We start from the raw sequence: 22,108 nt of genomic DNA on the forward strand, positions 1-22,108 counted from the left end.
GGGCAGCCGATTCAGGACACGGTCAAATTGCGCAACCGCGACCAGATCAGCTCCCACGGTTGCTGTCGTCCGGTCAGTAGGTACGCGTGCATGTCCTCGCCGATGTCGCCGGCCATGCGCACGTCTGCGAAGTACTGACGAAGTTCGCCGGGCTCCTTACCGATGTAGAGGGCTTCGGATTGATCTTCGCTCGGCGACGGGAAGTAGCCGTAACTGCGGTTGAGGCTGTATGCGGTGGGCAGGCCGTATCGATCCCCGTAGCCGTCGAGATACGCCGCGACGATGTAGGAGTCGCCGATCAGGGCAGTGCGCTCACGCCGGTCGGCGGGCAACGAGCGGTAGACGTCGCCCGCGCGCTGCGCAATTTTCTGGGGTATGTCGGAGAGCACGGCCGTCGTCGAGACGACCAGTACCCCGACGGCCAGCGCGACGCTTGCCGCGTATACCGGCCACACCAGCCAGCGGGAAACACGGGCCCCTGCCTCGCGGCGCCATTGCAGGCCCAGCGCACCGACCGCAGCCAGCGGCGCATACAAGCCGACGATGTAGTAGGGACGGCCCGCGGTGGCGACGAAAACCACGTAGAGCACGACGAAACTGACACCGAGGAAGCGGTAGTCACGTAGCCCCGGTACCCGAAACAGCAGCCACAGCCCGTACGCGCCGAGGCCGACACCGAGCACGCCCGCGAACACGATCAGCTGCACGGCGATCCCCGGCCGACCGCCGTACAGCGCCTCGGCCTCACCCGCGACGACCGGGGCCATCTTCAATTGCGGCCAGCCGTTGAGGTACTGCCAGATGAACGTCGGCATGGCGATCGCTACAGCAATACCCAGCCCCGCCCACCACAGCGGACGACGCAAGAGTGCTCGCGGGCCGACGGCCGCGATCGCCGCGATGAGCACGACACCCAACAACACAATCTGGAACTTCGTCATCGCCGCGATACCGGCCACGACACCGACCGCGAGAAGCAGTCGGTCCTCGCGGAGCCGAACCCACCGCACCAACAGCCAGATCAACAACAGCCACTGGACGGGCTCGAGTGAGTACGGCGTCAGCCAATGCCCGACCAAGGAGGACCAGGCGGCGGTGGCCTGTGCGGCGGCCGTGAGCCCCTGCGCCCGCCCGTCACATCCGAGCTCGCGGGCGATGAGGCCGGCCACCACGACCGCCCCTGCGGTCGCCAGTAGGGCGGCCAGCCGCAGCACGATCAGCGAACCAGGTGCGACGGCATCCGCCAGCGCCGCCAGCGCGGGCGTCAACGGCGGTTGATCGGCCGATCCCCAGTCGAGATGACTGCGACCGATGGACACCATGTACACCTCGTCGAACCAGTAGTGCTGGTCCAATACACCTGCGATGCAATGCAATAAGGCGGTGACGGCGCTGATCGGGAGCACAACGCCCACGGCGAACGGCGATATGCGCTGACCGGCAGGTCTGTCGACGTCGGCGGTGGTCACAGAGGCCCACGTTAGTGGCCGGGCCACGGCGACCTGGTCGTAGTCAATTGACGTGCTTGTCGAACCATTCGATCGGAACCTCGGGGTGCACTCCGAAGTAGTTGTAGCCGTCGAATCGGCGGTCGGTTCCGGTGATCCAGTGCAGGGCCTTCTCCTCTACAGGGAGGGCGTCGAAGATGTCCTGCACATCCTGCGGTCGCGTCATGACGTCGTCGTGAACCTGCGCCACCAGCGTCGGTACCGTCACGGCCTTCACGTGCTCCAGTGGTGACTGCTCGGCCAGGTGGAACCCGGTGCGTTCGTGCACGGCCTTGTCGAACTTGGCATACCCGTCCGGCATCCCGATGGCCTTCACGAACTCCTCGACGATGTAGCTACCGGACACGGGCTGCAACATGACCATGGCCTGGATCTCGGAGAACTCTTCCGGGTGCTTCGACCACGCGACGGCAGTGGAGTCCGCGCCAAGGCACACCGACAGCAGCACCTTTTTCATATTCTTGGTATCCGGCCGTGCCGCAGCGTAGCGCAGCGATCCGATGACATCGCGGTACTCGGTCAACCCGATACCAGCGATGCCGCCGTTGCCCTGACCGCTCATGCCGTGGTTACGGATGTCGTAGGCCAGGACGTTGTACCCCGCGTCGTGCAGTGCCTTGTACTCCGGCAGGAAGTTGACCTCGAAGCCGCCGAGGCCGCTGAACTCTGGCAGGTGCCCCGGGTAACCGTAGCGGTTGCCAGGCAGGAAGTGGTTGTGGATTATCAGCCGGTCCGACTCGGCGGGGATGAACCAGCCCTCAAGGGGCACACCGTCCATCGACGGGAACACCACGTCCTCGTACGGCAGGCCCACCTCGTCGGGACGGCGCAACACCGGTGCGCGACGGCCCGCCGTGGTACCGGTGGTCCACAACTCGACGAAGCCGTCGAATGCTTCCTGTGCTTCGTTGTTCTCGGGCATCTCGTAACCTCGTTTCCGTTGGACGAACCTGTCTGTATCCCCACGCTATGGGCTTGCTGATGCGATCGGGGAGACGCTGCTTATAGGGGGTACTGGCAACCCCTCCCTATGCCCACCGCCTTTCCCTACTGTTGGGGTGTGGACATCGCGAAGGACGTCAGGGAGTTCCTGATGTCCCGGCGCGCCAAGATCACTCCCGAACAGGTCGGGCTGGCCCCCGGCGTGCGACGCCGGGTGCCCGGCTTGCGACGTGAGGAGGCCGCGCAGCTCGCCGGGGTGAGCGCCGAGTACTACACGCAGATCGAGCGGGGCAACGTCACGGGCGTGTCCGACGAGGTGCTGCAGGCGATCAGCAGGGCGTTGCGGCTTTCGGAGGACGAGACGGTTCACTTCTTCAACCTGGTCCGCGCCGCAGCCGGCACCCGCGCGCCGACGCGGAACAAGCGAGCCGCTGTTCGCAAACTGCCGGAGGGCGTTCAGGCGTTGATCGATGGCATGTCCGGCTCCCCGGCGATCGTGCTCGACGGAAACCTCGACATCCTGGCCGCGAACCCGCTGGGCCGGCTGCTGTATTCACCGCTGTACGACAGGGCCGTCGGGCGTCCCAACTTCGCCCGATTCATCTTCCTCGATTCTTCTGCAGCGCAGGTATTTCCCGAATGGCGGCGCAGCGCCGACGAAGCTGTCTCCTTGTTGCAGGCCGAGGCGGCCAGGGATCCTCACTCGCCGGCCATGACCCAGATCGTCGGAGAACTCGCCACCCAGAGCATCGAGTTCCGCACCCGCTGGGCGGCCCACAATGTGACCGCCCACCGGCATGGCGTCAAGAAGTTCGGGCACCCCGAGTTCGGTGATCTCACGCTCACCTACAACGTTTTCGAATTAGCGGCGGCACCGGGACTGTCCCTCGTCGGATACACCGCCGAACCGAATTCCCCTTCTGCGCAAGCGTTGAGCATCATGGCCAGTTGGAGTGCGTCCAGTCCGACGCGAAAGTGACACCGGTGAGTTCCTCCGACACCGTCCACAGGCGTGACGCGTTCTCGTTGTCGCGCAGTGGTTTCCACAGTTTCTGTGCACCAGGAGGGCCGCCGACGTGGCCCGGCCACTGGGGCCCGTAGAACGCGCCGTCCTTGGCGATGGCCGACGCCGCAGCCACCAGTGCGGGCAGTTTGGCGCTGTCCACGGTACCCACGATGAGGCCGCGCGCCGAGAACCACCGGATCATCCGCACGCCGACGGTGTCCTTGGCGCGGCCGACCTCCGGGCGCGCTGCCAGCAGACTGGTGGGGGCGACGCCTGGGTGAGCGATATTGCTGGTGATGCCCCAGCCGGCGGCCGCACTGCGACGACTGAGCTCGAGGCCGAACAGTCCGACGGCGATCTTGGACTGCCGGTAGGCGGCCATGCCGTCGTAGGAGTGCTCCCAGTTCACGTCGTCCCAGTTGATGGTCCCGCGGCGGGCGGCGACGCTGGTCTGCGACGTCACCCGCGCCCGGCCGGCCCTGAGTAGCGGCAGCAGGTGGGCGGTGAGCGCGAAGTGGCCCAGGTGGTTCGTGCCGAACTGCAATTCGAATCCGTCGCCGGTGGTCTGCCGGTCGGGCGGGGTCATTACTCCGGCGTTGTTGACGAGCACGTGAATCGGAGCACCCTCGGCACGCAGTTTCTGACCGAGCGCGGCCACCGAGGCCAGCGAGGACAGGTCGAGCTCCTCCAGCGTCAACTTCGCGTGCGGATGCCGTTCGCGGATCGTGGCGACGGCCGCGTCACCCTTGCGTGGATTGCGGACCGGCACGACCACGTCGGCGCCGGCAGCGGCGAGGCGTGTCGCGATGCCGAGGCCGATACCGTCGCTCGCGCCGGTCACCACCGCACGTTTTCCGGACAGGTCGTCGATCGTGATGTCGTCAGCATGTGGCATGTGCTCGAGAGTGCCGACCTGGCTCCGCCGTATCCACGGCCTGACGATCCGTGGCTCAGCGGTCCGGCCCGGGAGAAGATGACAGGCATGATCGATCGAGCCGGCCTGGCGGCATTCCTGGTCCGCCGCCGCGGGGCGCTGCAGCCCGAGGACGTCGGGCTCCCACGTGGACAACGCCGCCGAACGACTGGGCTGCGGCGCGAGGAAGTCGCCGCGCTGTGCCACATGTCGACCGACTACTACTCGCGGCTGGAGCGGGAACGCGGCCCGCAGCCCTCGGAGCAGATGATCGCCTCGATCGCACAGGGGCTGCATCTGTCCCTTGACGAGCGGGACCACCTGTTCCGCCTCGCCGGACATCAACCGCCGGTGCGTGGAGCGAGCAGTGATCACATCAGCCCCGGCATGCTGCGAATCTTCGACCGGCTCACCGACACCCCGGCCGAGATCGTCACCGAGCTGGGGGAGACCCTGCGGCAGACCCCGCTCGGTGTCGCCCTGGTCGGAGACCTGTGCCGGTACACCGGGCCGTCGCGCAGCATCGGGTACCGCTGGTTCACCGACCCGTCGGTGCGGGGCCTCTATCCGCGCGAGGACCACGAATTCTATTCGCGGATGTACGTTTCCGGGCTTCGAGGCGTCTTCGCACTGCGTGGTCCAGGGTCCAGGGCGGCTCGATTCGCCGAATTGCTCACCGCCGAAAGCGAGGAGTTCGGGCTGCTGTGGAATCAGCACGAGGTCGGCATCAGACCGCGAGACATCAAGCGCTATCGGCATCCCGAGGTCGGGAGTCTCGAACTGAACTGCCAGATCCTGCTCGACCCCGAGCAGTCCCACTCACTCCTCGTCTACACCGCGGTGCCGGGCAGCGAGAGCTACGAGAAGCTGCAGCTGCTTTCGGTGGTCGGTGTGCCGTCGCCGTAATTCGTCCGTGTGGTCGAGTAGTCGACCCACCCTGGTTAGGATGGGACCGTGGAGGATCAGCCGGCGGGCTCCAGTCGCGTGGCGCGCCGCCGTGACCGGCGTAAGGCCGAGATCGTCAAGACGGCCACCCGAATCCTGACCGAGTCCGGCTATCAGGGGATGAGCCTGGAAGACGTCGCCGAGCAGACTGACATCGCCAAGGCCACTCTCTACCACTACTTTTCGTCCAAGGATGCCTTGGTGTCCGCTGCGCTGGAGACCCTCACCCAGGAGGTGTTGCAGCGGCTGGCGGTCCGTGAGCAGGCCCTGGGAAATACCGGTGCTCGCGAGCATCTCGCGGCCGTGATCGATGAACAGATTCGCATCCTCACCGAAACCGCACCCGAGGTGGCTGCGGTGTTCTCGTGGCCGCGGGGCTGGCCTGCGGTCTTCGACGAGCCGATGAAGGACATGCGCCGCCGTCACGACGCGGTGTTCCGCAAGGTGGTGCAGCGCGGCGTATCCGAAGGCGAATTCACCTGTCCGGACGTCAATGTCGCGTTGCAGTGCCTGCACGGCATTCTCAACCAGTCCTCGGTCTGGATCGGACCGGGGATGCACGACGACGACCGCGCGGAACTGCGCGCCGCGATCGTCGACCGGGCCCTGTGCCTGTTCTACTGACCGGTCGTCGGCCGCGCCGACGGGAAGTGCGGCGCGCGCTTTTCCCGAAGAGCGGTGTAACCCTCCACCACGTCCGGTCCGAGAAAGGTCAACATCTCGTAAGCCGCGGACTGGTCGAAGATCGGGCCTGCATTGCGCAACCAGTTGTTGAGCGCACGCTTGGTCAGCCGGATCGCCTGCTGGGCGCCGGTGGCCAGATTGTCCGCGATCCGCAGCGCCTCGTCCAGAACCTCCTCGCGCGGAAGGGCTTTGGCGACCATGCCGATCCGCTCGGCCTCGACGCCGTCGATCATCTCGCCGGTCATCAGGTAGTACTTCGCCTTCGCCGTCCCGGCCAGCAGGGGCCAGATGATGGCCGCGTGGTCGCCGGCCGCCACACCCAGCTTGACGTGACCGTCGCCGATCCGGGCGTCCTCGGCGATGATCGCAACGTCGGCGAGCAGGGCTGCCACCGCGCCGGCCCCGACCGCGACGCCGTTGATCGCGGACACGATCGGCTTGTCGCAGTTGATCATGTTGTAGACCAGATCGCTCATCTCGCCGAGCATGTGTGAGACCCGGTCGTAGTCACCGGCCATCCGCTCCACCATGGCCAGGTCCCCGCCGGCACTGAAAGCTTTACCGGCACCGGTGATCACCGCGACCCGGGTCTGCGGGTCGGCGGCCACGTCCTTCCAGATGTTGGCCAGTTCGGTGTGCATGCCTTCGTCGGCCGCGTTGTACTTCTCCGGCCGGTTCAGGGTGATCAGCAGGACGCCGTTGTCCCGGCGGGTCAGCGTCAGCTGCTGGTAGTCGGAGAAATCCATGGGGACTGTCCCTTTCGTATGGCACCTGCGATTCAACCGAACTTACGGTTTTTCGACCATTGAAGTCAATTATCGACCGAATGGTTGATTTTCTCGTGCGCGCGTCCGATAGTGGCCTCAGCGTCCACATCACCGCAGAGCGGAAGGTCAGGTAATGCGATTCGACAACAAAGTCGCTGTGGTCACGGGTGCGGCCTCGGGGATCGGTCGGGCCATCGCGATCGCGTTGGCGGAGTCCGGCGCGACCGTGGCCGCCGTCGACCGCGATGAGGCAGGGCTCATCCGGACGGTGCACGACTGCGCGAACGCCACCGCGCACGTGGTCGATCTGGCCGACCAGGAGGCGGTGAGCACACTGCGCGATGCCGTCGTGGCCGTGCACGGTCCACCCGCCGTCCTCGTCAACGCGGCGGGCTTCGATCGGGTCGAGCCGTTCATGTCCAATGACGACACGCTCTGGCAGGGATTGGTCGCGGTGAACTTTCTCGGGCCGGTCCGGCTCACGCATGCCTTCCTCGAAACGATCCTCGCCGAGGGAGGTACGGCAAAGATCGTCAACATTGCCAGTGATGCGGGGCGGGTGGGCAGTCTGGGGGAGACGGTGTACGCCGGTACAAAGGGTGGCTTGATCGCCTTCACCAAGTCGCTCGCGCGCGAGATGGCCCGCCATCAGATCAACGTCAACTGTGTTTGCCCTGGACCGACCGACACCCCGCTGTTCGATTCGCTTCCGGACAAGGTCCGCGACGGGCTCATCAGAGCCATCCCGTTCCGCCGGGTCGCGAAACCTGAGGAGGTCGCCAAAGCTGTGCTCTTCTTCGCCTCCGACGATGCCAGCTTCATTACTGGCCAAGTCCTCAGTGTCAGTGGGGGCTTGACGATGGCCGGCTGATGGCCGCCCGGTGGCCGGAAGGCGACCATCCCGCTCTTGGTTGACGCCAGTTTGCAATGGCATACTTGCTCAGCCCCTGGGCTCAACTCAGCCGATTCCGTTAGCCTCGGGGAGCAGATTGGCCAGTTGGGGGATTGCTATGGCAAACGATCTGAGAGTGGACCCGGGGGCGCTTCGTGCGGGGGCCACTAGCAGCGAGATGATCGCTGCCGAATTGGGGGTATCGCCTGCCCGCCCGGATGCCGGGGGCTATCCGAGCAGTACGGGTGTCTCGGCGATGGACGATGCGGTGATCACCGCGCGGGCCTCCCAGTCGGGTCGCGTCAGGGCGCAGGCGGGGCATCTGTCCGCGGCCGCGCTTCGTTACGCCGCGATCGACGAACAACACGCCGGAGGTCTGGCGGAGTTGATGTGAATGATGTAGCCGCCGCCGGTCCATCGGGTGGGGAGCTGACTCGATCTCAGCTGGAGAGTTGGGACACAACGTATCTCGCGGATGCTGCCGCGCGCTGGCGGCAGTTGGCGGCCGAGTCAGAGGAACTGTTCGAGTGGCACCGGCAGAACGTTTGCGCGCCCGGCGGGGCGGAGTGGTCGGGTACCGCCAATGAGGTCGCGGGTGAACAGGTCAACGCCGACGCGATGGTGGTCCGCAAGCAGGGCGACATCCAGCGTGAGGCCTCCGAGATCGCCGAGAACGGCTGCCGTGACATCCGGTTGGCCGTCGGGCAGGTGCTGGAGGCCATCACGGCAGCCGAGGAAGACGGTTTCCTGGTGTCCGAGAACCTGCGGGTGCGCGACACCCGCCGCATCGACGTGAGCACCATGGCGGTGCGCTACACGGCATCTCGCGAGCATGCCGAGGACATCCGCTGGCACTGCGAGCGCCTCATCCAGGCTGAGATCTATCTGGGCCAGCGGCTCGAGGGCAAGGCCCTCGAGCTCGCCGCCATCCGCTTCTCGGTGTGATCGGGGCGAAGGGCTACAGCTGCGCCCAGATCGACTTGGTCTTGAGATAAGCGTCGATGCCCTCGTATCCGAATTCCTTGCCGACGCCGGACTGCTTGTAGCCGCCGAACGGCACGTTGTGGTCGAACGTCAGCTGGCAGTTCAGCCCCACCATGCCGGCCTGCAGCCGCCTGCCCAGGCTGTGCGCACGCGCCAGGTTGGTGGTCCAGACGGTCGCGGCCAGGCCGTAGCTGGTGTCGTTGGCCATCGCGACGGCTTCGTCGTCATCGTCGAACGGGAGGATGGTGACCACCGGGCCGAAAATCTCTTCCTTGTACAGCGAGCTGGTGGCCGGGTCGACGTTGGTGACGACGGTGGGCTTGACGAAGTAGCCCTTGCGGTCCAATCGGTAGCCGCCGGAAACGATTTCGGCCCCGTCGCGCTTGCCCTGGTCGATGTAGCCCAGCACGCGGTCGAGCTGCTTCTGGCTGACGAGCGGGCTGATCATCGCGCCCTCGTCCTTCGGGCCGCCCAGCACCAGGTTGTCTCCGATCATCGCGATCCCCTGCACCACACGTTCATAAACGCTGCGCTGCACAAAGATTCGTGATCCACACACGCAGCCCTGCCCCGAGTGCACGAAGATGCCCATCGAGGCCATCATGATCGCCATGTCGAGGTCGGCATCTTCGTAGATCAGCACCGGGGACTTGCCGCCCAGCTCCAGGGTCACCTTCTTCAGGTTGTCCGCGGAGTCCCGCATGATCTGCTTGCCGACCTCGGTCGAGCCGGTGAAGGCGACCTTCTCCACGTCGGGGTGCGCGGTGATCGCGGCACCCGCGGTGGCGCCGTATCCGATGACGAAGTTCGCCACGCCGTCCGGCACGCCGGCTTCACCGATCAGCCGCTCCAGCAGCACCGCTGACAGCGGGGTCTCCTCGGCGGGCTTGACGACGCTGGAGCAGCCGGCCGCCAGGGCCGGGGCGATCTTGGCGCAGGCGTTGAACAGCGGGCCGTTCCACGGGTAGATGAGGCCTACCACGCCATACGGTTCCTTGGTGGTGTAGGCGTGCAGGTTGGAATAGTTGCTGTTGACCCCGCCCTCCATCTGCACCTGGTAGCTGCTGCCGTTGAGCTTGGTGCACCAGCCCGCGTAGTAGCGGAAGAACTCCGCGCAGGTGGAGACGATCATCTCTGCCTGCATCGGGGGCATCCCGGCGTCCAACGACTCCAGCTCGGCGAATTCCGCTGCGTGCTCGTCGATCAGATCGCCCAGCTTCCAGAGCACCTTGGCGCGGTGGCGGGCCGGGACGTCGGTCCAAATCCCGGACTGGTAGGCGGCTTTCGCGGCGGCGACGGCCTCGTCGACCGCGTCGGGCCCGCAGTCGCGGAACTCGGTGATCTGTTCCTCGGTCGCGGGGTCGATGACCGCGATGGTCTCGCCCGTGCCCGGTCGGTCGCGGAGCTCTTCCAAAACCGTCTGCAGTTCCATAGGGTTCCCTTCGTCGTCGAATGCTGAGCACTTGCCTAGCAGTCGGGAACCGGGGCGGTCAAGACCGCATATGCGGCTCTCTCACGGCTATTTCCCCGTGTTTGCGGTTGTTGGGCGGATGCGGTGCGGATACGCTGACGCGGTGCCAGACATCCGGGTCCGCGAGGCGGCCGAACTGCTCGGGGTCAGCGACGACACCGTGCGGCGCTGGATCGACGACGGGGCTCTGCCTGCCCATCTCGACGGATCCGGGCGCAAGGTGATCGACGGCGCCGCGCTGGCGGCGTTCGCCCGCGCCAACGCCGCTGCGGCGCCCAAGGATCCGCTCGGCATCGGCAGCTCGGCGCGCAACCGCTTCGCCGGGCTGGTCACCGACGTCATCGCCGACGGGGTGATGGCACAGGTGGAGATGCAGTGCGGGCCGTTCACCGTGGTGTCGCTGATGAGCAGCCAGTCGGTACGTGAACTCGGCCTGGCTCCGGGCAGCATCGCCGTCGCGGTGGTCAAGGCCACGACCGTGATCGTGGAAACCCCGAAAGGACAATCGTGAACCCAGCCCGGATGTTCGCCTTGGCGCTCAGCACGGTCGGCGCGACCGCCCTGATCGCGGGCTGCTCCTCGTCCGACAACACGGCGGGCGGCTCGATCACGGTGTTCGCCGCCGCGTCGCTGAAATCGGCGTTCACCGAGATCGGCGAGCAGTTCAAGACCGACAACCCGGGGGCCTCGGTGGAGTTCTCGTTCGCCGGATCCTCGGACCTGGTCACCCAGCTCACCCAGGGGGCCGACGCCGACGTGTTCGCCTCGGCCGACACCCGGAACATGGACAAGGCGGTGGCCGCGGATCTCGTCGAGGGTGCCCCGGTCACATTCGCCACCAACACCCTGACCATCGCCGTCGCGCCGGGAAACCCCAAGGGCATCAAGTCTTTCGCCGACCTGGCCAAGCCGGACACCAGCGTTGTGGTGTGCGCGCCGCCGGTGCCCTGCGGTGGCGCGACCGAAAAGGTCGAGAAGGCGACCGGCGTGACACTGTCCCCGGTGAGTGAGGAGACCTCGGTCACCGACGTGCTGGGCAAGGTGACCAGCGGACAGGCCGACGCGGGTCTGGTCTACGTCACAGACGTCGCCGGAGCGGGAGACAAGGTGACCAGCGTGGCGTTTCCCGAGGCCGCCCAGGCCGTCAACAGCTATCCCATCGCCGTGCTCAAAGGGTCCGCACAAGCCGAACTGGCACACCGTTTCGTCGACCTGGTGACCGGTGAGGCCGGCCAAAAGGCGCTCGCCAAGGCCGGATTCGCCAAGCCCTGACCCAGCCCGCGGCGGCGCCGTAGCCTGGGACCGTGGCCGATCTGACCGAGATCAGCGCCGACGACCTGGCGGCACTGGAATTCTTCGCCGGATGTCGGCCGCCCGTGCTGGCACCGCTGACCGCCCTGCTGCGGCCGCTGGCGGCGGTGCCGGGCCAGGTGCTGATCCGGCAGGGTGACCCGGCCCTCACCTTCATGCTGATCGCCTCCGGGCGCACCCGGGTGGTCCATGAGGCGGCCGACGGCCAGGCCGTCGTCGCCGATCTGGAACCCGGGCTGATCATCGGCGAGATCGCGCTGCTGCGCGACGCGGCGCGCACCGCCACGGTCACCGCCCTCGATCCGGTGAGCGGCTGGGTGGGTGACCGCGACGCATTCGAGGTCATCCTTCACCTGCCGGGAATGTTCGACCGGTTGGTTCGCATCGCCCGCCAGCGGCTGGCCGGGTTCATCACGCCGATCCCGGTGCAGATGCGCAACGGCGACTGGTTCTATCTACGGCCGGTGCTGCCCGGCGACGTCGAACGCACTCTGAACGGGCCCGTCGAGTTCTCCAGCGAGACCCTCTACCGGCGATTCCAATCCGTGCGCAAGCCGACCAAGGCACTGCTGGAGTATCTGTTCGAGGTCGATTACGCGGACCATTTCGTCTGGGTGATGACCGAGGGCGCGCTGGGGCCGGTGGTCGCCGACGCCCGCGTGGTCCGCGAGGGACACGACGCGACGACGGCCGAGGTGGCGTTCACCGTCGGTGACGACTATCAGGGCCGCGGTATCGGCACCTTCCTGATGGACGCACTGGTGGTGTCGGCGAACTACCTTGGAATTCAACGCTTCACCGCACGTGTGCTGAGTGACAACTACGCCATGCGGCGCATCCTGGACCGGCTCGGCGCGGTCTGGGAGCGTGAGGATCTCGGGGTGGTACTCACCGACGTCGCGGTGCCCGCCATCGACACGTTGAGCCTGGAACCCGAGCTGGCGGCGAAGATCACAGACGTGACGCGCCAGGTGATCCGGGCGGTGAGCCAGTGACGCCGCCGATGACCGCCAGTGGCCGAAGGCCACCTTTGAACAAGGACACCAGGGTGTGCATCTCGCTGGCGGCCCGGCCCAGCAACATCGGGACCCGGTTTCACAACTATCTCTACGAAGAACTCGGGCTGGACTACCTCTACAAGGCCTTCACCACAACCGATATCGCCGCGGCGATCGGAGGCGTGCGGGCCCTGGGCATCCGGGGTTGCTCGGTGTCGATGCCGTTCAAGAAGGACGTCATGGCACTCGTCGACGAGATCGAACCGTCGGCGCTGGCGATCGACGCGGTCAACACGATCGTCAACGACCTCTCGGTGCCCGGCGGCCACCTCGTCGCGTCCAACACCGACTACCTGGCGGTCCAGGAACTCGTCGACCGGTTGGACCCCGACGATGCGGTGCTGATGCGGGGCAGCGGTGGCATGGCCAAGGCGGTGGGGGCAGCATTGCGGGACAAGGGGTTTCGCAAGGGCACTGTCGTCGCGCGTAACAACGAGGCCGGGCGGGCGCTGGCCGAGACGCTCGGTTACGGCTATGCGCCCGAGGTCGGTTCGCTGACGGCACCGATCCTGGTCAACGTGACCCCGATCGGGATGGCTGACGGGCCCGACGAACACCGCAGCGCGTTCGATCCGGCCACCATCGAGGCGGCCGTTGCCGTGGTCGACGTGGTGGCGATGCCCGCCGAAACTCCGCTGATCATCGCGGCCAGGGCCGCGGGCCTGCCGGTCATCACCGGCGCAGAGGTGATCGCGCTGCAGGCCGCGGAACAATTCGAGCGCTACACGGGTGTGCGGCCGACGCCTGAGCAGGTGGCCGCGGCGTCGGCCTTCTCCCGGCAGCCTGCTACGGCGTGATGACCGTCTGCTCGTCGATGGCCGCGGTCGCGTCCATCAACGGGCCCATCTGATCCTCGGTGCCATCGGCATTGAACTGCAACACGAACAGCCCGTCGGCTCCGGGGATCACCACGGTTTTCTGCGCGATCAACCGGGTGGCGCCGTCCTTCACGTACGTGCCGCCGATCTGATACGCATCGAAGCCGCTCAGTTCGTCTGCCGACCCGTCGCCCTGGTTCTCGTAGCCCGGAAGGTTCCTGATCTCGTTCGGGGCGTACTCCAGGATCTTGGCCGGGTCCACGTCGCCGGTCAGTTTGGACATCAGCGCGATGATCGAGGGCGGATCGGCGGCGAACTCCGGATCGGTGGATACGATTGCGCCCCAGGCCCATTCGGGAGCCGATGAGGTCGCGTCCGCCCAGCCTTCGGGAATCGGCATGTCCAGCTGGGGTGTGCCCGGATCGCCGCGGTGCACCGGCGTCTCGGTGATGTTGTTGTCACGGATGTAGTCGACGATCGTGTACTGGTGCCCGGCCGAGGGAGTGCTCGGTTCATCGGCCTTGGTCTTGGTGGTCTCGGTGCTCGTCTCGCTGCTCCCGGTCGCCTCGGTTGCGGTGCCGGACACCGTCTTGCCGCCGCAGCCGGTCAACATGACCCCGAGCGCGACGGCGGCGATGACGATTCCGCCGGCCCTCATTGACGTGGTCATCGGTCTCCCATCGGTTGGACGCCCCGGTGAGGCGCAACTGACCTGCACGATAAACGCTTTGCTGGCAAATGGCTGGCAGAAGGAGCAGTCCGGTAACGCGATCGTTTGCGCAGTGAAATGTTCGGGGTGGCCCAGGTGGGGCCGTCAGCAATTCGCGGACAGGTACACCGTCTGTTCGAGGACCTGAGCCGGGCGGACCGACGACACGGTGCACCGGTCCAGCGGAGCCGTCCCGGCGCGGTAGATCACCACCTGGAACCCCTGGCGTTCCAACTCGTTCGCCGTGTCCTGCGCCGATCCGACTCCTGACGGCGCAGCTGGTGCAGCCGCGGGAAAACCCACCGCCAACGCCGACAGCGCGCTGCCGGCCATCACAGCTCCGGCCAATCCGTACACGGTGGTGCCCCTCGTCATCGTGGATGTCGTATTTGTGGCAACCAGACCTGCAGTCATTAAATTCCGCTGTAGCGCAACCCTTGTCGCACTGCCGGTGGCCAGAAATGAGTTGACAGGCGGCTTCGTGACCGTCCTCGACAGCAAACGCGGGCTGTGGTATCAAAACGCCGTGCGCCCTTTCGCCGTCCCGGCGGCCCTGCTGATGTGCACCCTGGCTTGCGGGGTGGCATGCGGATCCCAGCAGGCACCGGAGCCGGTGCAGCCATCGTCAGCGTCGCGCACCACCGGCGATGCCGCCACAGTGAACCCGGCCCGCATCGAGCGGGCGCGGCAGGACTTGCCGCCCGGTTACGAGGTGGTACCCATCGAGCCGCAGGCGACCCCGGTATCGCTGTGGGGATTCGGCCCCGACTGGCGGGCCGACCCGGCCGCCTGCGGCGCGCTGGCCGCCCGTGAAGTCGAGCCAACCCGGGGTTGGTCGGCATCGGGGCCCGGCGGCATCGTGTACGCGGGCGTCTCGAAGCTGGGGCCGGGTGTGCCCGCGGATCGCGGCGACCCACCGTGTGAGCAGTGGAGTGTGTCCGGCGGACATTCCGTCGGAACCGTCACCGCCGTCGCGGCGCCGTCGATCGAGGATGCGGTGACCGCCGGGATGTCCACGGCCGTCACCACGATCGTCGAAGGGGGCACCGAAACCCGGTCCCATGCCGACACGTTCACCGCGGATCTGGGCGCCGGCTATCACGTGTTCGTCAGCGTGGTCACCGACCCAGGCTCGCCGAACCCCGCGCTCGACCCATCGTTCGCCTCCGACCTGCTGGTGAAAACGGTTTCGGCGTTACGTTCCCGGTAACTTGACGGACCCCAGGTATCTTGACAGCGATGTCGAACCGCAACGTGTTACTCGCCACCGCGGGCGTCCTTGCCTGCGCCACCGGATTGGTCGCGTGCGGTCAATCGGACCAGTCGGATGCCGCCCACGCGGACATCGCCAACGTCGCCAAGGTGCGCTCCACCTTCGGCCCGGAGTTCAAGGTCACCGATGTGGCGCCCACCGGGATCGACCCGAAAATGCTGGCGTCGCACAAGATGCCGCCCGGGGTGAAGGTCGATCCTGCCGATTGCGCGAAATTCGCCGAGGGCCAGTCGTTGCCGGAGGGGCTCAAGGGCAACATGGCCGCCACCACGGCCGAAGGTGCGGGTAACCGGTTCATCGTGCTGGCCGTCGAGACCTCTGAGCCGGTCCCGGTGAACGCCCCGGGTGACGACTGCAAGAAGGTGAAGTTCCTGGGCCCCGGGGTGCGCGGTCAGGTGGACGTGGTCGAGGCCCCGCAGATCGAGGGGGCCCGCACCATCGGGACTCACCGCATCGTGCAGACCGTGATGGGTGGCCAGGCGCGCACCGGTGAGTTGTTCAACTACGTCGCCAGTTTCGACACGTTCATGGTGATCGTCACCGCCAACCCGCTGGTGGAGCCGGGCAAGCCGGTGTCGCCGGTGGACGACAAGCGGGCTCGTGATCTGCTCAGCGCCGCCGTCGCCGACGTGAGGGGCTAGCGAGCCTCAGCGCACGTCGTGCGGGCGGAACTGGATGCTGATCCGCGGACCCACCAGGCTCGTGGTCTTCGGGATCGAATGCTCCCAGGTGCGCTGGCACGATCCGCCCATCACCAGCAGGTCACCGTGGCGATGCTGCAGCCGCAGGGCGTGACCGCCACCGCGCGGACGCAACGCGAAAACTCTTGTCGCGCCGAGCCCGACGATGGCCACCATGGTGTCCTCGCTGCGGCTGCGGCCGATGGTGTCGCCGTGCCAGGCGACGCTGTCGTTGCCGTCGCGGTACAGGCACAGGCCCGCGGTGGTGAACGGCTCGCCGAGCTCACCGCCGAAGGTGTCGTTGAGCCTGCGCCGGATCTGCTTGAGCCGTGGGTGCGGCACCGGCTCGTTGAGCAGGTGATGAAAGCTCACCAGGCGCGGCACCGCGACCACCCGGTCATACATCTCGCGCTCCTCGGAGCGCCACGGGATCCCGTCCATCAGCTCCTCGAACAGCGAGTCGGCGTCGGGCAGCCAGCCCGAGCGCAACTCCACCCAGGCGCCGTTGCCGAGTCGACGACGTTCAGCGTGCTCGAACAGTGAGCCTTGCAACGCCAGCTCCATGCGCGCGAGTGTATCGCACAGACGTTCGACTGCGTTAGAGGCGGGAGGCGCCCGGGCCCTGCTCGGCGAGCACGTCGCCGGGGTTGGTCAGCAGGCAGGTCTTGAGGCTCAGGCAGCCGCAGCCGATGCAGCCGGTCAGGTTGTCGCGCAACCGTTGCAGGTGCAGGATGCGGTCGTCGAGGTCCTGGCGCCAGCCGGCCGAGAGCCTGGCCCAGTCCTTGCTCGTCGGTACCCGGTCGTCGGGCAGGCTGGACAGGGCCTCGCGGATGCGTGCCAGCGGTATGCCCAGGCGCTGCGACATCCGGATGAACGCCACGCGGCGCAGCGTCTCGCGCGCGTAGCGGCGCTGGTTTCCCGAGGTGCGGCGGCTTGCGATCAAGCCCTCGCGCTCGTAGAAGTGCAGTGCTGACACTGCCACGCCGCTGCGCAGCGACATCTCTCCAGGAGTTAACTCGTGCGTCTCCATACACCTCAACCATAGTTGAGTTAACGTCATCATGTGGAGACTGCGGCGTTCGGTTCCAACTCTGAGGTCGGCACGCTGCGCGCCGTGATCCTGCACCGGCCGGGTCCCGAGCTGCAGCGGCTGACGCCACGCAACAACGACGCCCTGCTGTTCGACGGCCTGCCGTGGGTGGCCAAGGCGCAACGCGAGCACGACGCCTTCGCCGCCGTGCTGCGCTCGCGCGGCGTGGAGGTCCTGCTCCTGGCCGACCTGCTGACCGAGGCGCTGGCCCACAGTGGGGCCGCCCGGATGCACGGCATTTCCGCCGCCGTCGATGCCCGTCGCCTGGGCGTGCCACTGGCCCAGGAACTTTCGGCCTATCTGCGCACCTTGCCGCCTGCAGACCTGGCCCGCATCCTGATGGCCGGCATGACTTTCAACGAGGTGCCCTTTCACGGCGCCGAGCTGTCACTGGTGCGGCTCATGCACCACGGCGGCGATTTCGTGATCGAGCCGCTGCCCAATCTGTTGTTCACCCGGGATTCGTCGTTCTGGATCGGCCCACGCGTGGCCATCACCTCACTCGCACTCCCGGCCCGGGTGCGCGAGACGTCACTGACCGACCTGATCTACGCCCACCATCCGCGTTTCCTCGGTGTCCGGCGGGCCTACGAGTCGCGGTCGGCGCCCGTCGAGGGCGGCGACGTGTTGCTGCTCGGGCCCGGGGTGGTGGCCGTCGGTGTGGGGGAGCGGACCACACCGGCCGGCGCCGAGGCGCTGGCGCGCAGCCTGTTCGACGACGACCTGGCCCACACAGTGCTGGCGGTGCCGATCCGGCAGGAGCGGGCCCAGATGCACCTGGACACCGTGTGCACCATGGTCGACGTCGATGCCGTGGTGATGTACCCCAACATCGTGGACTCGTTGTCGGCGTTCACCATTCACCGCACCGACGCCGGGATCCGGATCGACGACGAGGTGCCTTTCGTGGCGGCCGCCGCCGACGCCATGGGCATCGAGCAACTGCGGGTGATCGACACCGGGCTCGATCCCGTCACCGCCGAACGTGAGCAATGGGACGACGGCAACAACACCCTGGCCCTGGCGCCGGGTGTGGTGGTGGCCTACGAGCGCAACTCGGAAACCAATGCCCGGCTGGCTGATTCAGGTATCGAGGTGCTGCCCATCGAGGCGTCGGAGCTGGGCACGGGCCGTGGCGGGCCGCGTTGCATGTCGTGTCCGGCGGCGCGGGACCTGCTCTAGGGCTTGGCGTGCGCGCTCCCGCGACGGCCTCGCGCGGTTTTCCACGCCTGGGTTGTGGCGAGCGTGGTGGTTTCAAGCGGTCTACGCAACAGCTGGTGGTTTTGAGAGTAGTTCGTTGAGTGCTTCGGCCGGGGTTTTCCATTCAAGGGTTTTGCGGGGTCGGCCGTTGAGTTCGGCTGCGACGTAGTCGAGGTAGTGCTCGCCGTAGACCGACAGGTCAGTGCTTTTGGGGAAGTATTGGCGCAGTAGCCCGTTGGTGTTCTCGTTGCTGCCACGTTGCCAGGGTGAATGTGGATCGCAGAAGTAGATGTCGAGATCGGTGGCTTTGGCGATGGCACGGTGGTTGGACATCTCAATGCCCTGATCCCAGGTCAACGAGCGGCGCAGGTGCGCGGGCAGCTGGGTGATCTTGGCGACGATGGCGTTTTGCACACTTTCGGCGCTGTGGTCGTCGGGCAGGTGCAGCAGCATCACGAACCGGGTGCTGCGTTCGACCAGGGTGCCGATCGCCGAGCCTGAGGCGGTGCTGCCCATGATGAGATCGCCTTCCCAATGCCCGGGCACTGCGCGGTCGGCCACCTCCGGTGGGCGTTGGCTGATGTTGATCATGTCCGGGATGCGGCTGCGTCGAGTTCCGGGCTGATGTTGAGGTCGTCGTATTGCCCGTTTTGTTCGCAGACACTGGTGCAGTTCTCGGCGTAACGAACCCCGTCCCTGCACGTAGATCGCCTGGTAAATGGCTTCGTGTGACACCCACATCTCCGGATCGTCGGGAAAGTCGATGCGCAGCCGCTGGGCGATCTGCGCCGGGCTGTGCCGCAACTCCAATCGACTCTGCACCTGCTGACGCAACCTGTCATTGCGCGCCAGGCGGCGTTGTTTGGGTCGCCTGGCCCGATCAGCGGATCGGTCGTGGGCAGACAACGCGCGGTAGACCACTTTCGCCGAGGCTCCACTCTGTTGAGCCCCGAAGGCATGCTTGCGTCGATACCCCGATTTGTGTGGATTCTTGCGGGTGCGCAGTTCGGTGTTCTCGTCGATCTCGCGTTTGATCGTCGAGGCCGGTCGGCCCAGCCGTCGACCGATGGAACGCAGCGATTCGTCGGCGTGGACGCCGGCTTGGATCTCGATGCGCTCCTGCAAACTCAACCGTCGACGCGCACCGGTGCCCGAAGGCTTACTCACGTGCGGTTTCACCCCGCCAGCTTGACGAAACCACCGCCGTCCACAGGTCGCTGACACGCCGACGGCCACACCGGCATCCCCGGGCAACAGGCCTTCGCGGACCCGCTCCCAAAACAACCGCTTTCTCGACTGGAACGAACCCCGAGCCATGCAACACTCCTCAAATCAGAAGGTGTGTTGCGTAGACCCCTTGAACTCAAGCGTGCGATCGCGACCCCTGGGTAGAAAACGATGCGCCGCCCCCCGCGACGGTCTCGCGCCCTAACGCCAAGAAGGCAACCAGATCTCCAGATTCCAGGTCGACTGGGAAATCGGAATACCCGTCAACACCGGGTACAGCCACGCGAAATTCGCGATCACGAGCGCCACGTAGAAGCACACCACCAGCAGGCCCAACGTTCGTCGCTCGGGGTTCTGCTTCGGTTGGTACAGGATGTCGCCGAGGATCAGCGCGATCGCCAGCACCAGGAACGGCGCCATCACGGTCGCGTAGAAGAAGTACATCTGCCGGTCGATGTCGAAGAACCAGGGCAGGAAACCGGCCGAGTATCCGACCAGCACCACGCCGTAGCGCCAGTCCCGGCGCACCACGGCCCGCCACAGCGCCCAGCCGAGCACGGGCACCGCGATGAACCACATCGCCGGAGTGCCCACCAGCATCACGGCTTTCACGCATGACTGCGTCCCGCACCCGGCCACATCGTGGTTGTCGATCGCGTAGAGCACGGGCCGCAGCGACATCGGCCACGTCCACGGCTTGGACTCCCACGGGTGGTGGTTGCCGTCGGCGTTGGTCAGCCCGGCGTGGAAATGGTAAGCGGCATAGGTGTAGTGCCACAGCGACCGCAGCGCATCGGGCAGCGGGATGATGCTGTTCTCGCCGATGGACTGGCCGACCTCGTGACGGTCGACGCCGGTCTCGGAGGCGAACCACGGTGCATACGACGCCAGGTAGACGGCGAACGGAATGAACCCGAACACGTACGCGGCCGGCCCCACATCACGGCGCAGCATGCCGCGCCACGGGGCCTGCACGTGGTACTGCTTGCGGGCGATCGCGTCGAGCACGAGGGTCATCACGCCGAAGAACGCGACGAAGTACAGCCCCGACCATTTGGTGGCGCAGGCCAGACCGAGCAGCACCCCGGCACCGAACCGCCACCACCGCACGCCCAGCCGGGGACCCCACGGCGTCTCGGCGATGCGGCCCTCCATGAACGCGACGTGCATGCGATGACGGACGTCGTCGCGGTCGACCATCAGACAGGCGAACGCCGCGACCACGAACACCACGAGGAACACGTCCAGCAGCGCGGTGCGGGCCGAGACGAAACTGACCCCGTCGGCGATCAGCAGCAACCCGGCGATCCCGCCGACAAGGGTGGAGCGGCTGATCCGGCGCGCGATCCGCACCACCAGCAGCACGATCACCACGCCGCACAGCGCCCCGGAGAACCGCCAGCCCAGCCCGTTGTAGCCGAACAGCGCCTCGCCGATCGAGATCAGCTGCTTGCCGACCGGCGGATGCACGACGAGCCCGTAGCCGGGGTTGTCCTCGACGCCGTGGTTGAACAGCATCTGCCAGGCCTGCGGCGCGTAGTGCTTCTCGTCGAAGACGGGCGTGCCGGCATCGGTCGGCGAGCCCAGATTCAGGAACCGGCTGATCGCGGCCAATCCGGTGATGATCGCCGTCATCAGCCAGCCCTGCAGCCGGTCCGTCGGCCCGAAATCCGGGGCCGGGATCAGCGGCGCGGGGCTGATCAACGGGACCGAGCGACCAGCCGTCGGCGATTCGGTGGCGGTGGCGGTCACGCAAGCGATCGTAGGCTGTCGGTCGTGACACCCGGCAAACTACTGATCGGCGCCACGCCGCTGGGCCGGCCCGACGACGCATCCGCGCGGCTGGTCGAGGCGCTACAGACCGCTGACATCGTCGCGGCCGAGGACACCCGGCGCGTGCGTGGTCTGGCCCAGTCGCTGGGCGTGCAGCCGGCGGGCCGGATCATGAGCTTCTTCGACCAGAACGAGGCGACCCGCGTACCGGGCCTGGTGGAGGAGATCGCGGCCGGTGCGACGGTGCTCGTGGTCAGCGACGCCGGCATGCCCTTGATCAACGACCCGGGCTACCGGCTGGTGGCGGCCTGCGCCGAGGCCGACCTGCCGGTCTCCTGCCTGCCGGGCCCGAGCGCGGTGACGACGGCGTTGGCGGTGTCCGGGCTGGCCTCCGACCGGTTCTGTTTCGAGGGTTTCGCCCCGCGCAAGCACGCGGCGCGGCTGGCCTGGCTGCAGACCCTGGCCGCCGAGCCGCGCACCACCGTGTTCTTCGAATCCCCGCGCCGGCTCGCCGAGACCCTGCGCGACGCCGTCGAGGTGCTGGGCCCGGCGCGGCGCGCCGTGGTGTGCCGCGAGCTGACCAAGACCCACGAGGAGATCCGCCGCGGCAGCCTGGGCGAGCTCGCGGAGTGGGCCGCCGACGGTGTGCTGGGGGAGATCACCGTGGTGCTGGCCGGGGGCACCCCCACCGTCGAACTGCCCGTCCTGGTGGCCGAGGTCGAGGAACTGGTGGCCGACGGGATCCGGGTGAAGGACGCCTGTGCGCAGGTGATCGCGGCCAACCCCGGGGCCCCGTCGCGTCGGGAGCTCTACGACGCCGTGCTGCGCGCCCGGGACTGACGCCCGTTCTCCGTCGC

Annotated in this window: 25 protein-coding genes; 14 read left to right on the forward strand and 11 right to left on the reverse strand. The window is 66.9% G+C overall.

All coding sequences use genetic code 11. The features are described from left to right. Positions 1 to 11 precede the first annotated feature (11 nt). Both G6N57_RS12365 and G6N57_RS12370 read right to left on the reverse strand, forming a co-directional pair. Entirely contained in the window at positions 12 to 1,469 is a 1,458-nt protein-coding gene (locus G6N57_RS12365) for a glycosyltransferase family 39 protein (protein ID WP_077742772.1), read from the reverse strand. A gap of 43 nt (positions 1,470 to 1,512) precedes the next feature. Continuing rightward, positions 1,513 to 2,430 carry an alpha/beta hydrolase family protein gene (locus tag G6N57_RS12370; protein WP_077742773.1) on the reverse strand — a complete coding sequence of 306 codons (918 nt, stop codon included), beginning with the start codon at positions 2,428 to 2,430 and terminating at the stop codon, positions 1,513 to 1,515. A 138-nt stretch (positions 2,431 to 2,568) separates the two neighbouring features. Between G6N57_RS12370 and G6N57_RS12375 the strand changes: the two genes are divergently transcribed. After that, positions 2,569 to 3,429 (forward strand): helix-turn-helix domain-containing protein, encoded by an 861-nt coding sequence (locus G6N57_RS12375; protein WP_077742774.1) that lies wholly within the window; start codon positions 2,569 to 2,571, stop codon positions 3,427 to 3,429. Here G6N57_RS12375 and G6N57_RS12380 read toward each other — a convergent pair. Continuing rightward, on the reverse strand, positions 3,389 to 4,351 hold the full coding sequence (locus tag G6N57_RS12380; protein ID WP_077742775.1) for an SDR family oxidoreductase: 963 nt from the start codon (positions 4,349 to 4,351) through the stop codon (positions 3,389 to 3,391). The two genes, G6N57_RS12375 and G6N57_RS12380, sit on opposite strands and share 41 nt — an antisense overlap. Positions 4,352 to 4,438: 87 nt before the next feature. On the opposite strand from G6N57_RS12380, the gene G6N57_RS12385 reads away from it, so the two are divergent. Further along, the gene (locus G6N57_RS12385) at positions 4,439 to 5,275 is read left to right on the forward strand and encodes a helix-turn-helix transcriptional regulator (RefSeq protein ID WP_077743226.1); all 837 of its coding nucleotides are present in this window, start codon (positions 4,439 to 4,441) and stop codon (positions 5,273 to 5,275) included. 48 nt (positions 5,276 to 5,323) lie between these two features. Further along, positions 5,324 to 5,938 carry a TetR/AcrR family transcriptional regulator gene (locus G6N57_RS12390; RefSeq protein ID WP_077742776.1) on the forward strand — a complete coding sequence of 205 codons (615 nt, stop codon included), beginning with the start codon at positions 5,324 to 5,326 and terminating at the stop codon, positions 5,936 to 5,938. Here the strand turns inward: G6N57_RS12390 and G6N57_RS12395 are convergent. Next, complete coding sequence (locus tag G6N57_RS12395) at positions 5,932 to 6,744, reverse strand: enoyl-CoA hydratase/isomerase family protein (RefSeq protein ID WP_077742777.1); 813 nt, start codon at positions 6,742 to 6,744, stop codon at positions 5,932 to 5,934. The genes G6N57_RS12390 and G6N57_RS12395 overlap by 7 nt on opposite strands. 154 nt (positions 6,745 to 6,898) lie before the next feature. Between G6N57_RS12395 and G6N57_RS12400 the strand changes: the two genes are divergently transcribed. From G6N57_RS12400 to G6N57_RS12410, 3 genes are all read left to right on the forward strand, one after another. Further along, positions 6,899 to 7,636, forward strand: coding sequence for an SDR family NAD(P)-dependent oxidoreductase (locus tag G6N57_RS12400; protein WP_077742778.1), 738 nt, complete (start codon positions 6,899 to 6,901; stop codon positions 7,634 to 7,636). Between the two features lie 199 nt (positions 7,637 to 7,835). After that, positions 7,836 to 8,051 carry a hypothetical protein gene (locus tag G6N57_RS12405; RefSeq protein WP_234815776.1) on the forward strand — a complete coding sequence of 72 codons (216 nt, stop codon included), beginning with the start codon at positions 7,836 to 7,838 and terminating at the stop codon, positions 8,049 to 8,051. Next, a complete protein-coding gene (locus tag G6N57_RS12410) occupies positions 8,048 to 8,602 on the forward strand; it encodes a hypothetical protein (RefSeq protein WP_077742780.1) in 555 nt (184 codons plus the stop codon). The genes G6N57_RS12405 and G6N57_RS12410 overlap by 4 nt, the downstream gene beginning before the upstream one ends. Positions 8,603 to 8,615: 13 nt before the next feature. On the opposite strand, the gene G6N57_RS12415 is transcribed toward G6N57_RS12410, so the two are convergent. Beyond that, the gene (locus G6N57_RS12415; RefSeq protein ID WP_077742781.1) at positions 8,616 to 10,073 is read right to left on the reverse strand and encodes an aldehyde dehydrogenase family protein; all 1,458 of its coding nucleotides are present in this window, start codon (positions 10,071 to 10,073) and stop codon (positions 8,616 to 8,618) included. A gap of 142 nt (positions 10,074 to 10,215) precedes the next feature. On the opposite strand from G6N57_RS12415, the gene G6N57_RS12420 reads away from it, so the two are divergent. From G6N57_RS12420 to G6N57_RS12435, 4 genes are read left to right on the forward strand one after another with little or no spacing between them, the layout of a single operon-like run. Next, entirely contained in the window at positions 10,216 to 10,623 is a 408-nt protein-coding gene (locus G6N57_RS12420; RefSeq protein WP_077743227.1) for a TOBE domain-containing protein, read from the forward strand. A gap of 11 nt (positions 10,624 to 10,634) precedes the next feature. Continuing rightward, entirely contained in the window at positions 10,635 to 11,384 is a 750-nt protein-coding gene (modA, locus tag G6N57_RS12425) for a molybdate ABC transporter substrate-binding protein (RefSeq protein ID WP_077742782.1), read from the forward strand. Between the two features lie 32 nt (positions 11,385 to 11,416). Continuing rightward, positions 11,417 to 12,418, forward strand: coding sequence for an acetyltransferase Pat (locus G6N57_RS12430; RefSeq protein WP_077742783.1), 1,002 nt, complete (start codon positions 11,417 to 11,419; stop codon positions 12,416 to 12,418). An 8-nt stretch (positions 12,419 to 12,426) separates the two neighbouring features. Next, entirely contained in the window at positions 12,427 to 13,278 is an 852-nt protein-coding gene (locus G6N57_RS12435; RefSeq protein WP_077742784.1) for a shikimate 5-dehydrogenase, read from the forward strand. Here the strand turns inward: G6N57_RS12435 and G6N57_RS12440 are convergent. Together G6N57_RS12440 and G6N57_RS12445 are read right to left on the reverse strand one after the other, a co-directional pair. Further along, positions 13,268 to 13,969 (reverse strand): envelope biogenesis lipoprotein LpqN, encoded by a 702-nt coding sequence (locus G6N57_RS12440; protein WP_077742785.1) that lies wholly within the window; start codon positions 13,967 to 13,969, stop codon positions 13,268 to 13,270. The genes G6N57_RS12435 and G6N57_RS12440 overlap by 11 nt on opposite strands. A gap of 144 nt (positions 13,970 to 14,113) precedes the next feature. After that, positions 14,114 to 14,383: a hypothetical protein gene (locus G6N57_RS12445; protein ID WP_234815777.1), complete on the reverse strand. Its 270-nt coding sequence runs from the start codon at positions 14,381 to 14,383 to the stop codon at positions 14,114 to 14,116. A 151-nt stretch (positions 14,384 to 14,534) separates the two neighbouring features. Here G6N57_RS12445 and G6N57_RS12450 point away from each other — a divergent pair, with 151 nt between their 5' ends. Continuing rightward, positions 14,535 to 15,218, forward strand: coding sequence for a DUF5642 family protein (locus G6N57_RS12450; protein ID WP_077743229.1), 684 nt, complete (start codon positions 14,535 to 14,537; stop codon positions 15,216 to 15,218). A gap of 29 nt (positions 15,219 to 15,247) precedes the next feature. Next, a complete protein-coding gene (locus tag G6N57_RS12455; protein ID WP_077742786.1) occupies positions 15,248 to 15,922 on the forward strand; it encodes a DUF5642 family protein in 675 nt (224 codons plus the stop codon). Between the two features lie 6 nt (positions 15,923 to 15,928). Here G6N57_RS12455 and G6N57_RS12460 read toward each other — a convergent pair whose 3' ends face one another. Together G6N57_RS12460 and soxR are read right to left on the reverse strand one after the other, a co-directional pair. Then, a complete protein-coding gene (locus tag G6N57_RS12460; RefSeq protein WP_036447879.1) occupies positions 15,929 to 16,525 on the reverse strand; it encodes an alpha-ketoglutarate-dependent dioxygenase AlkB in 597 nt (198 codons plus the stop codon). Positions 16,526 to 16,559: 34 nt separating this feature from the next. Further along, the gene (soxR, locus tag G6N57_RS12465) at positions 16,560 to 16,991 is read right to left on the reverse strand and encodes a redox-sensitive transcriptional activator SoxR (RefSeq protein WP_065463085.1); all 432 of its coding nucleotides are present in this window, start codon (positions 16,989 to 16,991) and stop codon (positions 16,560 to 16,562) included. Positions 16,992 to 17,024: 33 nt separating this feature from the next. Between soxR and arcA the strand changes: the two genes are divergently transcribed. Further along, complete coding sequence (arcA, locus tag G6N57_RS12470; RefSeq protein WP_077742787.1) at positions 17,025 to 18,233, forward strand: arginine deiminase; 1,209 nt, start codon at positions 17,025 to 17,027, stop codon at positions 18,231 to 18,233. An 81-nt stretch (positions 18,234 to 18,314) separates the two neighbouring features. Here the strand turns inward: arcA and G6N57_RS12475 are convergent, their stop codons facing one another. After that, complete coding sequence (locus tag G6N57_RS12475) at positions 18,315 to 19,568, reverse strand: IS30 family transposase (protein ID WP_077739882.1); 1,254 nt, start codon at positions 19,566 to 19,568, stop codon at positions 18,315 to 18,317. A 111-nt stretch (positions 19,569 to 19,679) separates the two neighbouring features. Beyond that, a complete protein-coding gene (locus G6N57_RS12480; RefSeq protein ID WP_077742788.1) occupies positions 19,680 to 21,230 on the reverse strand; it encodes a dolichyl-phosphate-mannose--protein mannosyltransferase in 1,551 nt (516 codons plus the stop codon). 24 nt (positions 21,231 to 21,254) lie between these two features. Between G6N57_RS12480 and rsmI the strand changes: the two genes are divergently transcribed. Further along, on the forward strand, positions 21,255 to 22,091 hold the full coding sequence (rsmI, locus tag G6N57_RS12485) for a 16S rRNA (cytidine(1402)-2'-O)-methyltransferase (protein ID WP_077742789.1): 837 nt from the start codon (positions 21,255 to 21,257) through the stop codon (positions 22,089 to 22,091). Positions 22,092 to 22,108: the final 17 nt, after the last annotated feature.

Source organism: Mycolicibacterium boenickei (assembly GCF_010731295.1).
Taxonomy (GTDB): domain Bacteria; phylum Actinomycetota; class Actinomycetes; order Mycobacteriales; family Mycobacteriaceae; genus Mycobacterium; species Mycobacterium boenickei.